Consider the following 16,874-nt stretch of genomic DNA (forward strand, 5'->3'; position numbering starts at 1 on the left):
CCCTTGCGGCCCTACTCGGCAAACGTTGGGTCGACGTACCCCATCTGCCGCATCTTCGAGGCCGCGAAGACGACCACGATCTCATCGCCCGGGATGAACACGTCGTACGGCTCCTGGAACTGCGGCGTGCCGGCCACGAACCACACCGGTCCGCCGTCGAAGTCCAGCCGTAGGGCGGTGGGTACGTCCACGTCGTACGGCGGGCCGATCACCTGACCGTTCGACCGCATGGTGGGTCCGATCGTGAACCGGTCCCACGAGACCTTTGCGTCACGCACCGGCTGCCCCAGCAATGCCTTCCATCGCGAATCGGCCCCCGGCCCGACCCGCTGCGTTCCGTCCTCGTCGAGATAGCGGGCGATGGGCTCCAGGAACACTTCCACGCCGTACGGGTAGAAGGTCGCGGTCCAGGTCACAGTCACGGGACCCGCGTCAGTCATCAGCTGCGCGCCCATCACGGCGTGGTGACATTCGTCGAAGTCCCATTCGGGTTCCGGCCCAGCGCTGCAAAGGTCCCAGTAGTCGACGGCGAGCACTCGACGGCCCCGCAGCGAGTCGACCCGGCGGTCGAAGCCGGCGCGTACGTCGACGTCGTTGTTGGTCACGATCGCAGGATCTCCCGGCGGTGCCGGGCACGACAACGCCCAACCGGCGCGCATGCTGCGGCGCGGCACCGTCGAGATGGCGGTGGCCTGGGCCGCTTCGGCCTGGAGGCGGGCGTATCCTTAGGCGGTGTCCAGCCAGTGGTAGTGGGCGGGAGTGGAGGCGCGCGTGGCCAGCGAGGCGACCGAGATGATCACGATTCCCCGGGCCGAGTTCGACGCCATGCAAGCAGAGCTGAGGCGTCTGCGCCGAGAGGCCGCGCGTGAGGTTGCGTTGAGCCTCATGCAGGCAGACCGTGGTGCCGGACCCGCCGACGAGGCGCGGGTGTTCACGCGTGAGCAGCTCGCCGAGGCGTGGGGAATTCGTGCCTGACCGGCAGATTCGCTTTCCTGAGCAAGCGTGGCAACAGGTAGAGGCACTTCCCCAGCAACTGCGATGAACAGTCCAGCGTGCGATCTTCCACCTTCTGGATGAGCCGGTTCCGGCGCTCGCAGATCCGTTCCCGCAGGGCGATCCCTTGCCAGGTGCCTATGAACTTCATTTGCCCGCCGACGGCGTAACCATCTGGTACATGGTCACGCCGCACGACGGGAACGAGGTCATCAGCATTCAATACGTGCGGGCCGACACCTGATCTGGCGCCCGCGGTGGCTGCCAGTGTGCCGCCGAGGGGTTCAGGACGGCAGGGTGCCGACGCCGATGGGGCAGGTCATGCCGTTCGGGCCGTGGTTGCAGTACCCGCCGGGGTTCTTCGAGTCCGAGAGGTACTGCTGGTGGTAGTCCTCGGCGTAGTAGAACGCCCCCGCCGGGGCGATCTCGGTGGTGATCTCGCCGTGGCCGGCGGTCCGCACCACCGGGGCGAAGGCCTCGCGCGACCCCGCCGCCTCGGCGGCCTGGGCCGGGGTGGTGGTGTAGACGGCCGAGCGGTACTGGGTGCCGATGTCGTTGCCCTGGCGCATGCCCTGCGTCGGGTCGTGGTTCTCCCAGAACGCCTTCAGCAGCGTCTCGTACGACACCTTGGCCGGGTCGTAGACGACCTGGACGGCCTCGGTGTGACCGGTCCGGCCGGAGCAGGTCTCCTCGTACGTCGGGTTCCGGGTGAAGCCGCCCTGGTACCCGACGGCCGTCGAGTACACGCCCGGGATGCGCCAGAAGATGCGCTCCGCGCCCCAGAAGCAGCCCATCCCGAAGTAGGCCACCTCCAGCCCGGCCGGCCAGGGGCCGCGCAGCGGGGTGCCCAGGACGGTGTGCCGCGCGGCGACGGGCATCTCGGTGTCCCGCCCGGGGATGGCCGACTCGGCGGTCGGCAGGTCAAGCTGCTTGTTGATCCGCAGGAACACGATCCGCTCCTTAAAACTTGAGGTGCTTCGACTCAAGTTTGCCGCGAAACCCGTCGTGAGGCCTTATGAGCTCATTACGGCGGAGACCTTCTCCGCGTAAGAGAACGCCTCGGCATCCGACTCGTATTTCGTCCGCGGCCAGAAGAAGCCCTTGAGTCCGTCGCCCTTGGTCCGCGGTACCACGTGGGTGTGCAGGTGGGCCACGCTCTGCGAGACCCGATTGTTGATCGCCACGAAGCTGCCGCCGGCGGACAGGCCTGTCTCGACGGCCCTCGCGATCTGCTGGACGAATCCGAAGTACGCCGGAATGTCCGAAGGGTCCAGGTCGGTGAGCGTCACGATGTGGGTCTTGGGCACGACCAGCACGTGGCCCTTGAACACCGGGCGGACGTCCAGGAACGCGGCGGCGGTGGGGGTGGACGCCACCATGTAGCCGGGCGCGGCGCCCGACGCGATCGAGCAGAACAGGCAGTCCGACACGATCGCCAGCCTAGCCGCCGTTAGGGTCGATCCCATGACCCACGGCTTCGAGACGCTCGCCATCCACGCCGGCCAGGAGCCGGACCCGGCCACCGGCGCGGTGGTACCGCCGATCTTCCAGACCAGCACCTATGCGCAGGACGCGGTCGGCGCGCCGCGGCAGGGGTACGAATACAGCCGGACCAGCAACCCGACCCGCGACGCGCTGCAGGAGTGCCTGGCCGCGCTGGAGGGCGGGCGACGGGCGCTGACCTTCGCCTCGGGCCTGGCCGCCGAGGACACGCTGCTGCGTACGGTGTGCCGGCCGGGGGACCACGTGGTCATCCCCGACGACGCCTACGGCGGCACCTACCGGCTGTTCTCCAAGGTCGCCGAGCGCTGGGGGCTGAACTGGACGGCCGCCTCGATCCACAGCGTCGACGCGGTGCGGGCCGCCATCACCGAGCGCACGCGGATCGTCTGGGTCGAGACGCCGACCAACCCGCTGCTGGGCATCGCCGACATCGCCGCGCTGGCCCAGGTCGCGCACGAGCGCGGGGCGCTGCTCGTGGTCGACAACACCTTCGCCTCGCCCTACCTGCAGCAGCCCCTGCACCTCGGGGCGGACCTGGTCGTGCACTCCACCACGAAGTACATCGGCGGCCACTCCGACGTCGTCGGCGGCGCGCTGGTGGGCACGGACGAGGCCCTCATGGGCGAGCTCGCCTTCCACCAGAACGCGATGGGCGCGATCAACGGGCCGTTCGACGCCTGGTTGACCCTGCGCGGCGTGAAGACGCTGGGCGTGCGCATGGACCGGCACTGCGACAACGCGGAGAAGGTGGTGGAGTTCCTGACCCGCAGCAAGGCGGTGACCCAGGTGCTCTACCCGGGCCTGCCCGAGCACCCGGGCCACGAGACGGCGGCCAAGCAGATGCGCCGCTTCGGCGGCATGGTGAGCTTCCGCGCGCAGAGCGAGGAGCACGCCGTGGCCATCTGCAACCGGGCGCGGCTGTTCGTGCTGGGCGAGTCGCTCGGCGGCGTCGAGTCGCTGATCGAGCACCCGGGCCGGATGACCCACGCCAGCGCGGCGGGGAGCCCGTTGGAGGTACCGGGGGACCTCGTCCGGTTGTCTGTCGGAATCGAGACGATCGACGATCTTCTGGCCGATCTGGAGTACGCGCTCGCTCGTTGACACACTTGACCGCACCGCCCATGGGTACGGAAAGGTGTTCGGCATGCTGCACCGCTCCACCACCTGGGTAGGCGCCACGGCCAGGGAGATCGCCCGCGCGGTACGGCGCGGCGACACCTCCGCGACGGCCGTCGTGGCCGACCACCTGGACTCGATCCGCGCGTACGACCGGATCGTCGGCGCCTTCCGCGAGGTCCGCGCGGCCGAGTCGATCGCCGAGGCGGAGACCGTCGACGAACAGCCGGACCTGGGCAACCTCGCGCTGGCCGGGGTGCCCGTCGCGGTGAAGGAGAACACCCCGGTCACCGGGCTGCCGACGTGGAACGGCTCGTCGGCGGCCCGCCGTCCGGTGGCCGACAAGGACCACGAGGTCGTACGGCGCCTGCGCGGCGCCGGCGCGGTGGTGCTCGGCGTGACCAGGATGCCGGAGCTGGGCATCTGGGCCACGACCGACGACGCCGAGGCGATCACCCGCAACCCGTGGCGCACCGACCGCACGCCCGGCGGCTCCTCGGGCGGGTCGGCCGCCGCCGTGGCGGCCGGGCTCGTGCCGATCGCCCACGGCAACGACGGGCTCGGCTCGATCCGGATCCCGGCCGCGTGCTGCGGCATCGTCGGGCTCAAGCCAGGCCTGGGCACCGTGCCGGCGGGCATCGGCGTCAACGACTGGTACGGCCTCGCCGAGAACGGCATCCTGGCCACCACGGTCGCCGACGCGCACCTGGGGTATTCGGTGCTTGCCGGCCGTACACACGCGGCATTGACGCCTCCGGCAACGCTGCGGGTGGCCGTCTCGCTGCGCAGCCCGGTCGCCGGCGCGCCGCCCGACGCCGACGCGCGCAAGGGGGTCAGCGACGCCGTCCGGCTGCTGCTGGCCCACGGGCACGCCGCCGTGCGGGCCGACCCCTCCTACCCGCCCGCCCTGGGCGCCCGCGTGCTCGCCACCTGGTTCGCCGCGGCCGGCCAGGACGCCGCCGAGCTCGACCCGGCCGCCCAGGCCAGGCTGCAGTCGCGCACCCGGCGCCACGTCGCGCTGGGCGAGGCGGCCCTGCGGCGCGGGCTGGTCCGCGACGGCGACCGGGCGACCTGGCGCGAACGCTGCCGCAACTGGTTCGCCGGCGGCGGCTTCGACGTCCTGGTCACCCCGGCGCTGGCCGCCGCGCCCCCGGTCGCGCATGGCTGGTCGAGCCGGTCGTGGGCGGCGAACATGCTGGTCAACACCCGGTATGCGCCCTATGCGGCGCCGTGGAACTTCGCCGGCTTCCCGGCCCTGGTCGTGCCGGTCGGGGTGCGCGGCGACGGGCTGCCGGCGGCCGTGCAGCTGGTCGGGCCGCCCGGCAGTGAGCTGCTGCTGCTCGCCGTGGCCGGCCAGATCGAGCAGGCGGCGCCGTGGCGGCGCCACGCCCCCGGCTGGCCGCGGATGGCGGCCCGGCCCCGATGATCCGCGCGATCTCGCACTGGGCGACCGCCGCCATGGCCGCCGTCGCCGGGACCGCGCTGGTGTACCTCCTGCTGGCCTTCTTGCCGCTGGCCGACCTGTGGGCGGCCCGCGACCCGGGCCCGCACCGGGAGGCGCTGGCCGCCGCCCTGCGCATCGGCGGGTGGGGGCTGCTGTTCGCGCTCGCCGTGACGACCGCCGTGGCCACCGCCGGATGGGCCGCGCGGGCCCGGTCCAACCTGGTCGCGTTCGGCCTGCGGTCGCGCCGGCTGGCCCGCGGCCGGACCGCGGTGCTGGTCTGGCTGCTGTGGGGCAGCGCCTTCGCCGGCGCGGGGGCGGCGCTGCTCGGCCTGATCGCGGGCCTGGACGACCGGGAGGAGATCGCCGACGTGCGCGGCCGGGTCGCGGCCGGCCACCCGATCGACCACGACCTGGCCGCTCACCTCTTCGGGCGGCAGCTGGTGCTCGGGCTGCCCTCCGCGGCCCTGTTCGTGCTCGCGGCCGCGGTGGCCGTGCTGCTGATCGGCCGGGTGACGGGAGTGCAGTGCGGCCGCATTGCGCGGCTCCGTGCGGCGCTCGCCGTCGCTGGTGGCACGATCGGGGCATGACCGTCCCATCGGAGCTCGTGACGCTCGCCGATGTCGAAGCGGCAAGGCAACTGCTGGCCGGCGTGACCCGCCGGACGCCGGTGGAGCCTTGCCGGCCACTGACCGCCAAACTCGGCGGCCCGACGTGGCTCAAGTGTGAGAACCTGCAGCGCGCCGGGTCGTTCAAGGTGCGCGGCGCCTACGTGCGGCTGGCCCGGCTGAGCGAGGCCGAGCGACGCCGCGGCGTGGTGGCCGCCAGCGCCGGCAACCATGCCCAGGGCGTCGCCCTCGCGGCCGACCTGCTCGGCATCGCCAGCACGGTGTTCATGCCGATCGGCGCGCCGCTGCCCAAGATCGCCGCGACCAAGGGCTACGGCGCGGCCGTCGAGTTCGCCGGCTCCACCGTCGACGAGTCCCTGGTCGCCGCGCAGGAGTTCGCCGAGCGCACCGGCGCCGTGTTCATCCACCCCTTCGACCACCCCGACGTCATCGCCGGCCAGGGCACGATCGCCCTGGAACTGCTCGAGCAGGTGCCCGACGTGAAGACGGTGATCACCGGGGCCGGCGGCGGCGGGCTCATCTCCGGCCTGGCCGTCGCGATCAAGGCGACCCGCCCGGACGTGCGGGTGATCGCCGTCCAGGCCGCCGAGGCGGCCGCCTTCCCGCCCTCGCTGGCTCAGGGCCGCCCGGTGCGGCTGCGCCAGTTCGGCACCATCGCCGACGGCATCGCGGTCGGCCGGCCCGGCGACATCACGTTCGCCCACGTCAGCAAGCTCGTCGACGACGTCGTCACGGTGAGCGAGGAGGACATCTCCCGGGCCCTGCTGATGCTGCTGGAGCGGGGCAAGATGGTCGTCGAGCCGGCCGGCAGCGTCGGCGTGGCCGCCCTGCTCGCCGGGGTGGTGCAGGTCGAGACGCCGGTGGTGGCGGTGCTCTCCGGCGGCAACATCGACCCGATGCTCATGGTCCGGGTCATCGAGCACGGCCTGGCCGCGGCCGGGCGCTACCTCACCTTCACCGTGCGCTGCGGCGATCGGCCGGGGCACCTCGCGAAGCTGCTGACGTACATCGCCGAGCAGGGCGCCAACGTCGTCGACGTGGCCCACCGCCGCCAGGACCCGCGGCTGCAGCTCGGCGAGGTCGAGCTCGGCCTGTCGGTGGAGACGCGCGGCTCCGAGCACTCCGATCGGCTGATCAACGCCCTCCGTTCGGCGGGCTATACGGTGACCTTCGGGATCTAGCATGATCTCTCGCTGTGCCGGGAGACTTCGGGTTCGCGTGGCTGGACCGGTGGGCGCACCGGTCCGCCCTGCGCCACACCATGGGCGCCTATGACGCCCAGATCCGGGGAGCGGTGGAGCTCTCCGACCTGATGCTGCTGCGCGACAGCGTGCTCATGCTGATCAAGCGCGACGCGCGGGCCGGGCGGCCGGTCGCCGAGTGGCCGGAGACGGTCGCGAAGCTGCTCGCGGAGGCGCGGCCCGGGATCGAGGCGCGGCGCGAGGCCGAGCTGGCCGAGGTGTCGCTGTTCGTCACCCACCCGCCGAGCGGGCTGCGGGCCAAGGTGCTGGCGGCCCAGGCGGGGGAGTCGGCGGCGGTCGTGGCGAGCGCGGCGCAGAACGACCGCATCGACGCGGAGCTGGCGGCCCCGAGTGCGCGTTCGGCGCGCACCCTGAAGCTGTTGTGATCGCTCAGGAGTGCGCGCCGAACGTGACGGTTTGCTTTGTTCAGTCCGCTTGCTTTATCAAACCCGCCTGCTTTGTTCAGCTGCTTGCTTTTTGTTCAGCCGCTTACTTCGTTCAGCCGCTTACTTCGTTCGGCCGCTTGTTTGGTTCAGCCCGCGAACGGCTCGAACTCGATGATCGTCACCTTGATGGCGGCGCCGCTCGGGGCGGTGTAGGTGACGGTGTCGCCGCGATTCGCGCCGAGGATCGCCTTGCCCAAGGCGGACTCGGGGCTGTAGACCTTCAGGTCGGTGGTGGCGGCGATCTCGCGGGAGCCGAGGAGGAACTTCTCCGTGTCGTCCTCGTCGTCGTCGAACTGGATGGTGACGACAGTGCCGGGCGCGACCGAGTCCGAGGTCGGCGCGTCGCCCACGACCGCCTTGCGCAGGAACTCCTTGAGGTACAGGATGCGGCCCTCGGCCTTGCCCTGCTCCTCGCGGGCGGCGTGGTAGCCGCCGTTCTCGCGCAGGTCGCCCTCTTCGCGGCGAGCGTTGATCTCGGCAGCTATCGCCGGACGGTTGGCGATGCGCTCGTCGAGCTCGGCCTGCAACCGGTCATAGGCTTCCTGCGACAGCCAGGTGGTGCCCTGGTTGCCGTCGGTGGTTGACACTGAAGATCTCCTCACGGGCACGCTCGGTCAAACCACAAAGGTACCAGTGACTCGCATCACCACGGCCACTTGAATTTGCCGAAGCGTTACCGCCGGGTCAACTTCACCTCTTTGCACCCGGCCCCCGAGGCGACCCCTATTTGCCCTTGAACGGCCCGCAGGCGGGCACCTCCGCGGTCACCGGACGGTCACTGGTCGCGAGACGGTACGTGACGAGCGCCTCGGCCCCGGTGGGCACGTCCACCTGGGCCAGCCCGACCTCCTCGCCGCTGGCCGAGCGGGCCCGCACGCTGCAGGTGGCCCGCTTGCCCGCCTCCTTGCGCACCACGAAGTCCACCGTGACGCCGTCGTTGGTCACGTTGTAGAAGCGCTGGACCTGCGGCTCGTACTCCTGCGGGCCGTACTGCACGTAGAGCTGCCACGCGATGGCGAGCCCGGCCACCGCGACGACCGCGGCGAGCGTGAGCATCAGCCAGCGGCGGCGCGGCTGCGGCTCGCGCCGGCGGCCGTAGCGCCCCGGCGGGTACTTCGATGTGGCGTGCGTCTCGTTCACGTCGGTCACGGGTGTACGTCCTCGTCGTTTTGTCGGAGGTACGGACCACAATAGGGTCGTTACCCGGGACGCCCACGTGGCGGGGCTGTCCACGTCTTGGAGGAGAGGCTCGTGACCGAGCAGCTGCGGTTGATGGCGGTGCATGCACACCCCGACGACGAGTCGAGCAAGGGCGCGGCCGCCATGGCGAAGTACGTGGCCGAAGGGGTCGACGTCCTCGTCGTCACCTGCACCGGCGGCGAGCGCGGCAGCGTGCTCAACCCGAAGCTCGACCGGCCCGAGATCTGGGAGAACATCGCCGAGATCCGTCGCGCCGAGATGGACCGCGCCCGGGAGATCCTGGGCATCCGCCAGGAGTGGCTCGGGTTCGTCGACTCGGGCTTCCCGGAGGGCGACCCGCTGCCCCCACTGCCCGAGGGCTGCTTCGGCCTGGTCGACCCGGAGGAGGCCGCGGCGCCGCTCGTCGAGCTGATCCGCAAGTTCCGGCCGCACGTGCTCACCACCTACGACGAGCGGGGCGGCTACCCGCACCCCGACCACGTGATGACGCACAAGATCAGCATGGTGGCGTTCGAGGCGGCCGGCGACGCGAACCGCTTCCCGGACCTCGGGGAGCCGTGGCAGCCCCTGAAGCTGTACTACAACATGGGCTGGTCGCGGACCCGCATCCAGCTGCTGCACGAGGCGATGATCGAGGCGACCGGCGAGTCGCCGTACACGGAGTGGATGAAGGGCTGGGAGGAGCAGCGGGCGGACTGGCCCGACCCCTCCGAGCGGATCACCACCCAGGTGCCCTGCGGCGAGTACTTCGACGTCCGCGACGACGCCCTGCGCGCGCACGCCACTCAGGTCGACCCCGACGGCTTCTGGTTCGCCGTGCCGCTCGACATCCAGCAGAAGATCTGGCCGACCGAGGACTACGAGTTGGTCAAGTCGTTCGTCGAGTCGAGCGTCCCGGAAGACGATCTCTTCGCGGGCGTAAGGTGAAGCTATGAGCGCGTTGGACGTTCTGGCCGAGAACAACTTCGGCGACACCCGCTCGGGCGGCTTGGCCGGCCCGATGGGGCTCCTCATCATCGTGCTCCTGGGCATTGTGACGGTTTTCCTGATCCGCAACATGACCGCGCGGATCCGTCGCCTTCCGGCAGAATTCCCAGACCCCGATGCCGATCGCAAGACCGCCGCCGACGCGGCCGCGCGATCCGGCGCCGAGGTGGCCGAGCGATCCGGCACCGACCCCGATCAGCTGGACAAATCGACGCCCGCCTGAGTGGCGTCCATCCACCACCTGGTCTAGAAACGCATCGCTGACCACTGTTGTCCCTTTCCGTCGTGCCTTAGCCTTCACGAGGTGCGCGTTTCATTCGCCGGACGCGCATCCCTGTGGGCCGGGGAAGGGGGCAAATGGTGAGTGCCCCGACGCATACCCATCGACGGTTCTCGGTCGGTGCGGGGCCGCGATGAGGCCGCTCTCATCGCGCCTGGTCAGCGCCCTGGTCGCGGCCGCCGCGCTCGCCGTGGCGATCTCCCTGGTGCTCGCCGTGCGCCTGCCCGAGGGTTCCGTCGGCGCCGCATTGAATCGGTTCAGGCTCGACAGCGGGCCGGCCGTGCCGATCGCGCTGCTGACCGGCGCCGCGGTGGCCATGATCTCCCAGCTGGCCCGCCTGCGCGTGCGGGTCGGCGGCGGCCTGGCCCGGCTCGCCTGGGGCGAGGCCGCGATCGTCGTGCTCTGCGCGAGCCTGGCGCCCGTCCTGGTCGCGCCGGTCGCGCTGATCGGCTTCGGCGCCGCGCACGCCGCCCTGCAGCTGTTCGACCGGAACACCCCGCGGGCGAGGCCGGCCCGCGAGACCCTCTATGGCGTCGCCGCGCTCACCGTGGGCGCCGGCCTCGCCGCGCTGGTCGTGGGGCTCGCCCGCGGTCCCGAGTCCGACGACGGGCTCCCGCCCCGGCTGATCGGCGCCCTGTGCGCCGCCGCGGTCGTGTACCACCTGGCCACCGTCGCGCTCGTCACCGTGCGCGTGGTGGCGACCGGCGGCGGGACCCCGCGCACGGTCGGCGGATCCATGCTCGGCAGCACCATGCTGATGCTGGTCGGCAACGTCGCGGCCGGCCTGGTGATCGTGTGGGCCTGCGCCACCAGCGGCTTCCTGCTGCTGCTCCTGCCGCCGGTGCTCTGGCTGATGCACCAGTTCTACGCCAACCGCATCGGCGAGGACGACGAGCGCCGCACCTGGTCGGAGTTCGCCGAGGTGGCCCGCGACCTCAACCGCCTCGACGAGCGCGACGCCGCCCATGCCGGCATCGCCGGGGCGGTGCGCCTCTTCGGCGTCCCCGCCGCCCGGGTCGTGCTGGCCGGCGGCCGCACCTACGGCGAGCTGCCGCCCGGCCCGCACACCAGCCGCCCGCTGGCCGTCGGCCCGGTCGCGGTGGGGGAGCTGCACCTGGCCGGCCCCGAGCCGCAGCGCGCCCGCGACCGGCTCATGCTCGCCACCTTCGGCGACGCCCTGGCCGCGGCCCTGCACGACGCGATCACGCACGACCAGCTGCGGGCGATGAGCGAGCGCACCACGTACGACGCCGTGCGCGACCCGCTCAGCGGCCTGTTCAACCGGGCCGCCCTGCTGGCCCGCGGCAACCTGCGCCTGTCGGCCTGCCGAGCCGGCGACCCGGTGGCCCTGCTGCTGCTCGACGTGAACGACTTCAAAGAGGTCAACAACGCCCTCGGGCACAACGCCGGCGACGAGGTGCTGCGCGTCATCGCCCGCCGCGTCCTGGAGGCCGGCCCCGACGGCGACCTGCACGCCCGCCTCGGCGGCGACGAGTTCGCCATCCTCATCACCGACCTCGCCGCGGGCGGCGCCGACCTGGCGCTGGCCGCCGCCGTCGAGCGGGCCCGCAAGCTCGGCGCCCAGATCGCCGCCCCGATGCGGGTCGGCGGCGTGGCCCTGTCCACGGAGACGTCGATCGGCGTCGTGGTCGCCGCGGCCGGCTCGGCCGACCTCACCGAGCTGCTACGGCGCGCGGACATCGCGATGTACCAGGCCAAACACGGCGGTCAGCCGGTCGCCTGGTACGACGCGTCCCGCGACGACGCCAACACCGACCGCCTGGCGCTGCTCGCCGAGCTGCGGGAGGCGCTGGCCGCCGCGCCGGGCGAGGACCAGCTCACCCTGGAGCTCCAGCCGGCCATCGCCCTCACCGGCCCGGCCGGCGCCTCGGGGACCGGCGGGCCCATCACCGGCGTCGAGGCGCTGATCCGCTGGCAGCACCCGCGCCGCGGCAAGCTGGCCCCGGACCAGTTCCTGCCCGCGGTCGAGGCGAGCGAGCTCATGGCGCCGCTGACCCACTGGGTGCTGGAGCGCGCGATCACCTTCGCCTCGACCTGGCGCCGGGCCGGCCTGGCCGTCCCGGTCGCGGTCAACATCTCGGCCCGCAGCCTGGCCGAGCGCCAGCTGCCGGAGACGATCGGCGACCTCCTGTCCCGCCACCGCCTCCCGGCCGAGCTGCTGGTCCTGGAGATCACCGAGACCGTCATGCTCTCCAGCTCCCCGGTGATCGACGACGTCCTCGTCCGCGTGCGCCGCCTGGGCGTCCAGCTCGCCGTCGACGACTTCGGCACGGGCTTCTCCGCCTTCACCGTCCTGACCCGCGTCCCGGTCCAGGAGGTCAAGATCGACCGCGAGTTCGTGGCCCAGATGCTCGACGCCCCGAAGCCGGGCGCGATCGTGCAGGCCACGGTCGACCTGGGCCGCCGGCTGGGGCTTCGGGTGGTGGCCGAGGGGGTGGAGAACCCGGAGCAGCGGGCGCGGCTGACGGAGCTGGGCTGCACGGCCGCGCAGGGCTTCCTGTTCTATCCGCCGCTGTCGCCGGACGGCCTGCTGGCAGTGCTGCGGGAGCGGCGCCAGGTCCAGCGCCGCCACCTGCGTGCCAAGGGCGCGGTCTGATCCACGCGCTTTTCGTGTGGACGGCAGGGCTTCGTCGGGCGGGAGCGGCGCCAGGTCCAGCGCCGCCATTTGTGCGCCGAGGGCGCGGTCTGATTCACGCGCTTTCGTCCTGACGGCAGGGCTTCGTTGGATTCGCAAGTTTTTGGGCCGATAAGTCGGGCGCTGGCGCGCCACGACTTATCGGATTTATACCCTGACCAGGTATATGTCCGAAAAGTCATCAGTCGGGCACCCTATTGGAATAGAGCATTCCGTTCTGATAGGGTGATGGCACAAGCGAGCGAGGCAAAGGGAGACGCGCAGCCATGAACGAGCAGCTGACGAGCACGTGGGAGATCCTGGACGAGGCCCACCGGGTGCTGCGCACCGTCGTGAACGGGGTCGGGCCCGACGACTGGGAGCGGCCGACGCCCTGCGCGCAGTGGAACGTCACGCAGGTGCTGCAGCACGCCGCCGGCGACCAGCGCGGGTTCGCGGCGACGATCACCGGCAGCGGGTTCCCGTCGTACGACCCGTTCGCCCCCGACGGACACCTGCACGGCGAGGACCCCGCGGAGTTCGCCGAGGACGGCATGCGCGCGGCCGCGGCGGCCTGGGCCACCGTCGCGCACGATGCTGCCGACGCGCCCACCCCGCTGCCGCAGGGCCGGCTGGCGCCCCAGATCGGCGCCGGGGTCTGCGCGCTCGACGCGGCCGTGCACGCCTGGGACATCGCGGCGGCCACCGGGCAGCCGTCGCCGCTGACCCCCGAGCTGGCCCGGGACCTGCTGGCCGTGGCCCAGGAGATCGTCGAGCCGCTGCGCCAGTGGGGCGCCTACGCCGCCGTCGTGCCGGCGGAGGCGGGCGACGACGAGGTGGCGGCGCTGCTGCGGTACCTCGGCCGCGACCCCAACTGGGCCGCCTGAATCCCTGGCGGTGACACACCGGCGGGCCTACCCGTGCGGCACGCCGTCGTCGCTTACCGTGACCGAGTGTGGGCAGACGGGGGTTGGCCAGCGTGCTGGGCTGCGCGGTGGCGTCGGTAGGAGCGTTCATCGTGCTGGACCACTTCGGCGGCGGCGAGCGCTTCGCCGATCTGCCGGGCGGCGCCGATCTACGCCTGGTCGGGCACTTCACCCCGCAGCAGGTGGTGCGGCTCGGCGCGCTGCCGGAGGCCGCGGCGGTGGAGTGTGACACCACGCTGTACGACGTCGGCGTCACCACCGCCCGGACGAGCCTGACGCGATCGACCGTGCTGACCGCGCTGCGCAGCCCGGGACTGCAGCGCGCGGCGCTGGTGGAGGGGCGCACCCCGGTCGCCGACACCGAGATCCTCGCGGTCGACGGGCGCGGGCTGCGGCTGGGCGAGCGGGTCACGCTGACCCGCGGCAACCACGCCCTGGCCGGCACCGTCGTCGGGGTGAGCGCCCGCCCGGCGGGTCAGCCGGACGCGGTGGCGCTGCTGCCGGCCGGCGGGATGGCCCGGCTCGACGGGGGCCCGGCCTGCGGCGAACTGGCCGTGCAGCTCAAGCGGCGCAGCGAGGCGACGGCGTTCCAGCGCGGGGCGAAGGGCGTGCTCGGCAGCGCCCCGACGGTGACGTACGACGAGTCCCTGCGCGGCCACGTCTGAATCACCTGCTATCAGACTTATGACCCGTCAGGGTATAAGTCCGAAATGTCGTGGCGCGCCAGCGCCCGACATTTCGTAAAGATCATGAGCAGCATCATGGGCGGCCGGCGCCGGACCAGGTCATGGACAGGCCGGTGGCGGCGCGCTCGGCGCGGATCTCCATGGCGTCGCCCAGGATGACCGCCCGATCGTCCACCACCACCGCGCCGTCCAGCGTGTACGTCAACCGCTCGCTCACGAACACCGCGGTTCCGGCGGGCTCGTGGAGGTACGCCCGCGAAATCGGATCGAGCAGCGCGGGCCGGATGGTCTCCGCGGCCCGCGCCACGGCGACGCCGGCATCGGCGAGCGCGGCATACAACGCGACGGCGGCGAAATCGACGCCGATGAGCCGCTCGGCGAGTGGCGGAGGGACCCAGGACACCTGGTGTACCGAGGGCCGCCCGGCGAACTCCCGCACGCGCTCGAGCCGCAGCGACCCGGGTCCGAACCGCGGCGACGGGCAGAGCTCGGCCGCCACCACCACCGTCCGCACCGCGTGGCCCTGCTCGCGAAGGTCGTCGGCGAGGCTGCGCAGCGAGCCCAGCCGGTATGCCAGGTGCGGCGGCGACACGTACGTGCCCCGGCCGGGCTGCTGCACGATGAGTCCCTCGTCGCTCAGCTCGCGCAGGGCCTGGCGAAGGGTCATGAGCGTGACGCCGTACGAGGTGCTGAGCTCCCGCTGGGCGGGCAGGGCGGCGCCGGCCGGGTACACGCCGGCGTGGATCTTCGCGGCCAGGTCGGCGGCGATGGCGCGGTAGCGGGGCTCCACCTCGCGGACCAAGCGTCACCCTCCTGACATCGCCGCCTTCAGCTCGCGCACGTACGCGCCGGCCTCGGCCGGGCCGGCGCCGTCGAGCACGCGACGCATGACGGCGGCACCGACCACGACGCCGTCGGCCAGGCCCGCCGCCTCCGCCGCCTGCGCGGGCGTGGAGATGCCGAATCCTAACAAGACCGGCAGTTCGGTCCGGGCCTTGAGGCGCCCGGCGAGCACCCCGGCCGACGCGGCCAGCTCCGCCCGCTCGCCGGTCGTGCCCATGACGGTGACCGCGTACACGAACCGCTTGCTGCGCCGCCCGATCTCGGTCAGCCGGGCGTCGGAGGTGGCGGGGGAGGCGAGCAGGGCGAGGTCGATGTGCTCGGCCACTTCGGCGCACTCTTCGAGGGGGAGATCGGGGACGATGAGTCCGTCGAATCCGGCATGCTGGAGCCGCCGGCAGAAGGCGCCGGCGCCTTCGCGGATCACGAGGTTCGCATAGGTGCTGGCGATGAGGGGGATCTGGACCGAGAGTCCGGACATGTCCCGGAAGATGGCATCCAGCGTCGCGCCCCGGCGGAGCGCCACCGAAGTCGCCTCCTGAATCGTCGGCCCGTCGAGGGTGGGATCGGAGAACGGCAGCCCGATCTCGACCATGTCGGCCCCGGCCGAGGCGAAGGCCTCCACGTATGACGTCCAATCGGGCGTGATACCAGCCGTGACGTACGGCATCAGCAGCTTCACAACGCCTCCTTCAGCGTCGCCAGGTCCTTGTCCCCGCGCCCGGACAGCGTGATCAGCACGGTCGACCCCGCCGGGATCTGCCCGCGCAGCACCCAGGCCACCGCGTGCGCCGACTCCAGCGCCGCGATGATCCCTTCGGTGCGCGCCAGCCGCATCGCCGCCTCGGTGACTTCGGAGTCGGAGACGCTGACGTACCGCGCCCTGCCCAAATCCCGCAGGTGCACGTGCTCCGGCCCGATCCCCGGGTAGTCCAGCCCGGCCGCGATCGAGTGTGCCTCCGCCACCTGCCCATGCTCGTCCTGCAGGAACATCGAGCGCACCCCGTGCAGCACGCCGAGCCGCCCCCGGCTCGCCCCGGCCCCGCCGTCGGCCTCCACCCCGACCAGCCGCGCCGGCGTGTCGACGAACCCGGCGAACGTGCCCGCCGCGTTGGACCCGCCGCCGACGCAGGCCACCACGTAGTCCGGCACCGCCGCCCGCAGCTCGGTCGCGCACTGCCGCCGCGCCTCGTCGCCGATCACCCGCTGCAGCTCGCGGACCATCCACGGGTACGGCGCCGGCCCGAGCACCGACCCCATGCAGTAGTGCGCCTCGTCCACCGCCCCGACCCAGTGCCGCATCGCCTCGCTGGTGGCGTCCTTGAGCGTCTGCGCCCCGGAGTGCACCGGGACGACCTCGGCCCCGAGCATGCGCATCCGGAACACGTTGAGCTCCTGCCGTTCGACGTCCCGCGCCCCCATGAACACCGTCGCCCGCAACCCGAACAGCGCCGCCGCCGTGGCCGTGGCCACCCCGTGCTGCCCGGCCCCGGTCTCCGCGATGAGCCGCGTACGCCCCATCCGCTTGGCCAGCAACGCCTGCCCGAGCACGTTATTGATCTTGTGTGACCCGGTGTGCGCGAGGTCCTCCCGCTTGAGCAGCACGGTGACCCCGAGCTCGGCGGAGAGCCGCAGCGCGGGCGTGAGCGGCGTGGGCCGTCCCGCATAGGTGCTCAGGAGGCGATCGAGCTGGCCGCGGTACGCCGGATCCGCCCACGCCTCGCGAAACGCCTCTTCGACCTCGCGGCACACCCCGATGAGCGACTCGGGCACGTACCGCCCGCCGTACTCCCCGAACCGCCCTAGCGCCCCGGGATCCCCCATGAGCGGCCCCCGCACGACCTCCCGCCGAGGCCGGATCAACACCTCACCCACGGCCCACCTCCACAGTTCTAGAACAGTCCCAACAGTTCTAGAACTGTGCCACAACGTCACACTCCTGTCGACCCCG

At 72.2% G+C, this 16,874-nt stretch carries 19 protein-coding genes; 11 read left to right on the top strand and 8 right to left on the bottom strand.

The annotated features are described in order from the left end of the window. Positions 1 to 11 precede the first annotated feature (11 nt). The gene (locus ABD352_RS52365) at positions 12 to 605 is read right to left on the bottom strand and encodes a hypothetical protein (RefSeq protein WP_344620169.1); all 594 of its coding nucleotides are present in this window, start codon (positions 603 to 605) and stop codon (positions 12 to 14) included. Positions 606 to 771: 166 nt separating this feature from the next. Here ABD352_RS52365 and ABD352_RS52370 point away from each other — a divergent pair, with 166 nt between their 5' ends. After that, positions 772 to 975: a hypothetical protein gene (locus ABD352_RS52370; RefSeq protein WP_344620170.1), complete on the top strand. Its 204-nt coding sequence runs from the start codon at positions 772 to 774 to the stop codon at positions 973 to 975. Between the two features lie 302 nt (positions 976 to 1,277). On the opposite strand, the gene msrA is transcribed toward ABD352_RS52370, so the two are convergent. After that, a complete protein-coding gene (gene msrA, locus ABD352_RS52375; RefSeq protein WP_344620171.1) occupies positions 1,278 to 1,943 on the bottom strand; it encodes a peptide-methionine (S)-S-oxide reductase MsrA in 666 nt (221 codons plus the stop codon). Positions 1,944 to 2,006: 63 nt separating this feature from the next. Next, complete coding sequence (locus ABD352_RS52380) at positions 2,007 to 2,423, bottom strand: HIT family protein (RefSeq protein WP_344620172.1); 417 nt, start codon at positions 2,421 to 2,423, stop codon at positions 2,007 to 2,009. Positions 2,424 to 2,457: 34 nt separating this feature from the next. Here ABD352_RS52380 and ABD352_RS52385 point away from each other — a divergent pair, with 34 nt between their 5' ends. From ABD352_RS52385 to ABD352_RS52405, 5 genes are read left to right on the top strand one after another with little or no spacing between them, the layout of a single operon-like run. After that, positions 2,458 to 3,597 (top strand): cystathionine gamma-synthase, encoded by a 1,140-nt coding sequence (locus tag ABD352_RS52385; RefSeq protein ID WP_344620173.1) that lies wholly within the window; start codon positions 2,458 to 2,460, stop codon positions 3,595 to 3,597. Between the two features lie 43 nt (positions 3,598 to 3,640). Continuing rightward, positions 3,641 to 5,038, top strand: coding sequence for an amidase (locus ABD352_RS52390; protein ID WP_344620174.1), 1,398 nt, complete (start codon positions 3,641 to 3,643; stop codon positions 5,036 to 5,038). Continuing rightward, positions 5,035 to 5,643, top strand: coding sequence for a hypothetical protein (locus tag ABD352_RS52395; protein WP_344620175.1), 609 nt, complete (start codon positions 5,035 to 5,037; stop codon positions 5,641 to 5,643). The genes ABD352_RS52390 and ABD352_RS52395 overlap by 4 nt, the downstream gene beginning before the upstream one ends. Beyond that, a complete protein-coding gene (gene ilvA / locus ABD352_RS52400; protein WP_344620176.1) occupies positions 5,640 to 6,863 on the top strand; it encodes a threonine ammonia-lyase in 1,224 nt (407 codons plus the stop codon). Before ABD352_RS52395 ends, ilvA begins: the two co-directional genes overlap by 4 nt. A 14-nt stretch (positions 6,864 to 6,877) precedes the next feature. Next, positions 6,878 to 7,309, top strand: a complete 432-nt coding sequence (locus ABD352_RS52405) for a hypothetical protein (protein ID WP_344620177.1) — start codon at positions 6,878 to 6,880, stop codon at positions 7,307 to 7,309. Positions 7,310 to 7,455: 146 nt separating this feature from the next. Here the strand turns inward: ABD352_RS52405 and greA are convergent, their stop codons facing one another. Both greA and ABD352_RS52415 read right to left on the bottom strand, forming a co-directional pair. Then, entirely contained in the window at positions 7,456 to 7,956 is a 501-nt protein-coding gene (greA, locus tag ABD352_RS52410) for a transcription elongation factor GreA (protein WP_344620178.1), read from the bottom strand. 136 nt (positions 7,957 to 8,092) lie between these two features. After that, positions 8,093 to 8,518: a DUF4307 domain-containing protein gene (locus ABD352_RS52415; protein ID WP_344620179.1), complete on the bottom strand. Its 426-nt coding sequence runs from the start codon at positions 8,516 to 8,518 to the stop codon at positions 8,093 to 8,095. Between the two features lie 102 nt (positions 8,519 to 8,620). Between ABD352_RS52415 and mca the strand changes: the two genes are divergently transcribed. The 5 genes from mca to ABD352_RS52440 all read left to right on the top strand — a co-directional run bounded on the left by mca (position 8,621) and on the right by ABD352_RS52440 (position 14,062). Then, the gene (gene mca, locus ABD352_RS52420) at positions 8,621 to 9,496 is read left to right on the top strand and encodes a mycothiol conjugate amidase Mca (RefSeq protein ID WP_344620180.1); all 876 of its coding nucleotides are present in this window, start codon (positions 8,621 to 8,623) and stop codon (positions 9,494 to 9,496) included. A gap of 4 nt (positions 9,497 to 9,500) precedes the next feature. Beyond that, the gene (locus ABD352_RS52425; RefSeq protein WP_344620181.1) at positions 9,501 to 9,779 is read left to right on the top strand and encodes a hypothetical protein; all 279 of its coding nucleotides are present in this window, start codon (positions 9,501 to 9,503) and stop codon (positions 9,777 to 9,779) included. Positions 9,780 to 9,969: 190 nt separating this feature from the next. Continuing rightward, positions 9,970 to 12,453: a putative bifunctional diguanylate cyclase/phosphodiesterase gene (locus ABD352_RS52430; RefSeq protein WP_344620182.1), complete on the top strand. Its 2,484-nt coding sequence runs from the start codon at positions 9,970 to 9,972 to the stop codon at positions 12,451 to 12,453. Positions 12,454 to 12,758: 305 nt separating this feature from the next. Next, a complete protein-coding gene (locus ABD352_RS52435) occupies positions 12,759 to 13,358 on the top strand; it encodes a TIGR03086 family metal-binding protein (RefSeq protein ID WP_344620183.1) in 600 nt (199 codons plus the stop codon). Positions 13,359 to 13,426: 68 nt separating this feature from the next. Continuing rightward, entirely contained in the window at positions 13,427 to 14,062 is a 636-nt protein-coding gene (locus ABD352_RS52440) for a hypothetical protein (RefSeq protein WP_344620184.1), read from the top strand. Positions 14,063 to 14,156: 94 nt separating this feature from the next. Here ABD352_RS52440 and ABD352_RS52445 read toward each other — a convergent pair whose 3' ends face one another. From ABD352_RS52445 to trpB, 3 genes are read right to left on the bottom strand one after another with little or no spacing between them, the layout of a single operon-like run. Further along, positions 14,157 to 14,885: a GntR family transcriptional regulator gene (locus tag ABD352_RS52445; protein ID WP_344620185.1), complete on the bottom strand. Its 729-nt coding sequence runs from the start codon at positions 14,883 to 14,885 to the stop codon at positions 14,157 to 14,159. Positions 14,886 to 14,888: 3 nt separating this feature from the next. Beyond that, positions 14,889 to 15,605 carry a tryptophan synthase subunit alpha gene (trpA, locus tag ABD352_RS52450; protein WP_344620186.1) on the bottom strand — a complete coding sequence of 239 codons (717 nt, stop codon included), beginning with the start codon at positions 15,603 to 15,605 and terminating at the stop codon, positions 14,889 to 14,891. After that, positions 15,602 to 16,747: a tryptophan synthase subunit beta gene (gene trpB / locus ABD352_RS52455; RefSeq protein WP_344620229.1), complete on the bottom strand. Its 1,146-nt coding sequence runs from the start codon at positions 16,745 to 16,747 to the stop codon at positions 15,602 to 15,604. The genes trpA and trpB overlap by 4 nt, the downstream gene beginning before the upstream one ends. Positions 16,748 to 16,874 lie beyond the last annotated feature (127 nt).

It is taken from the genome of Dactylosporangium salmoneum (genome assembly GCF_039532525.1).
GTDB classification, from domain to species: Bacteria; Actinomycetota; Actinomycetes; order Mycobacteriales; family Micromonosporaceae; genus Dactylosporangium; species Dactylosporangium salmoneum.

Bases quoted from the DNA above. Each gene is read 5' to 3' on its own strand.
- ABD352_RS52385 (WP_344620173.1), top strand. From the start codon at position 2,458: ATGACCCACGGCTTCGAGACGCTCGCCATCCACGCCGGCCAGGAGCCG.
- ABD352_RS52390 (WP_344620174.1), top strand. From the start codon at position 3,641: ATGCTGCACCGCTCCACCACCTGGGTAGGCGCCACGGCCAGGGAGATC.
- ABD352_RS52395 (WP_344620175.1), top strand. From the start codon at position 5,035: ATGATCCGCGCGATCTCGCACTGGGCGACCGCCGCCATGGCCGCCGTC.
- ilvA (WP_344620176.1), top strand. From the start codon at position 5,640: ATGACCGTCCCATCGGAGCTCGTGACGCTCGCCGATGTCGAAGCGGCA.
- ABD352_RS52425 (WP_344620181.1), top strand. From the start codon at position 9,501: ATGAGCGCGTTGGACGTTCTGGCCGAGAACAACTTCGGCGACACCCGC.
- ABD352_RS52430 (WP_344620182.1), top strand. From the start codon at position 9,970: ATGAGGCCGCTCTCATCGCGCCTGGTCAGCGCCCTGGTCGCGGCCGCC.
- ABD352_RS52435 (WP_344620183.1), top strand. From the start codon at position 12,759: ATGAACGAGCAGCTGACGAGCACGTGGGAGATCCTGGACGAGGCCCAC.
- trpB (WP_344620229.1), bottom strand. From the start codon at position 16,747: ATGGGGGATCCCGGGGCGCTAGGGCGGTTCGGGGAGTACGGCGGGCGG.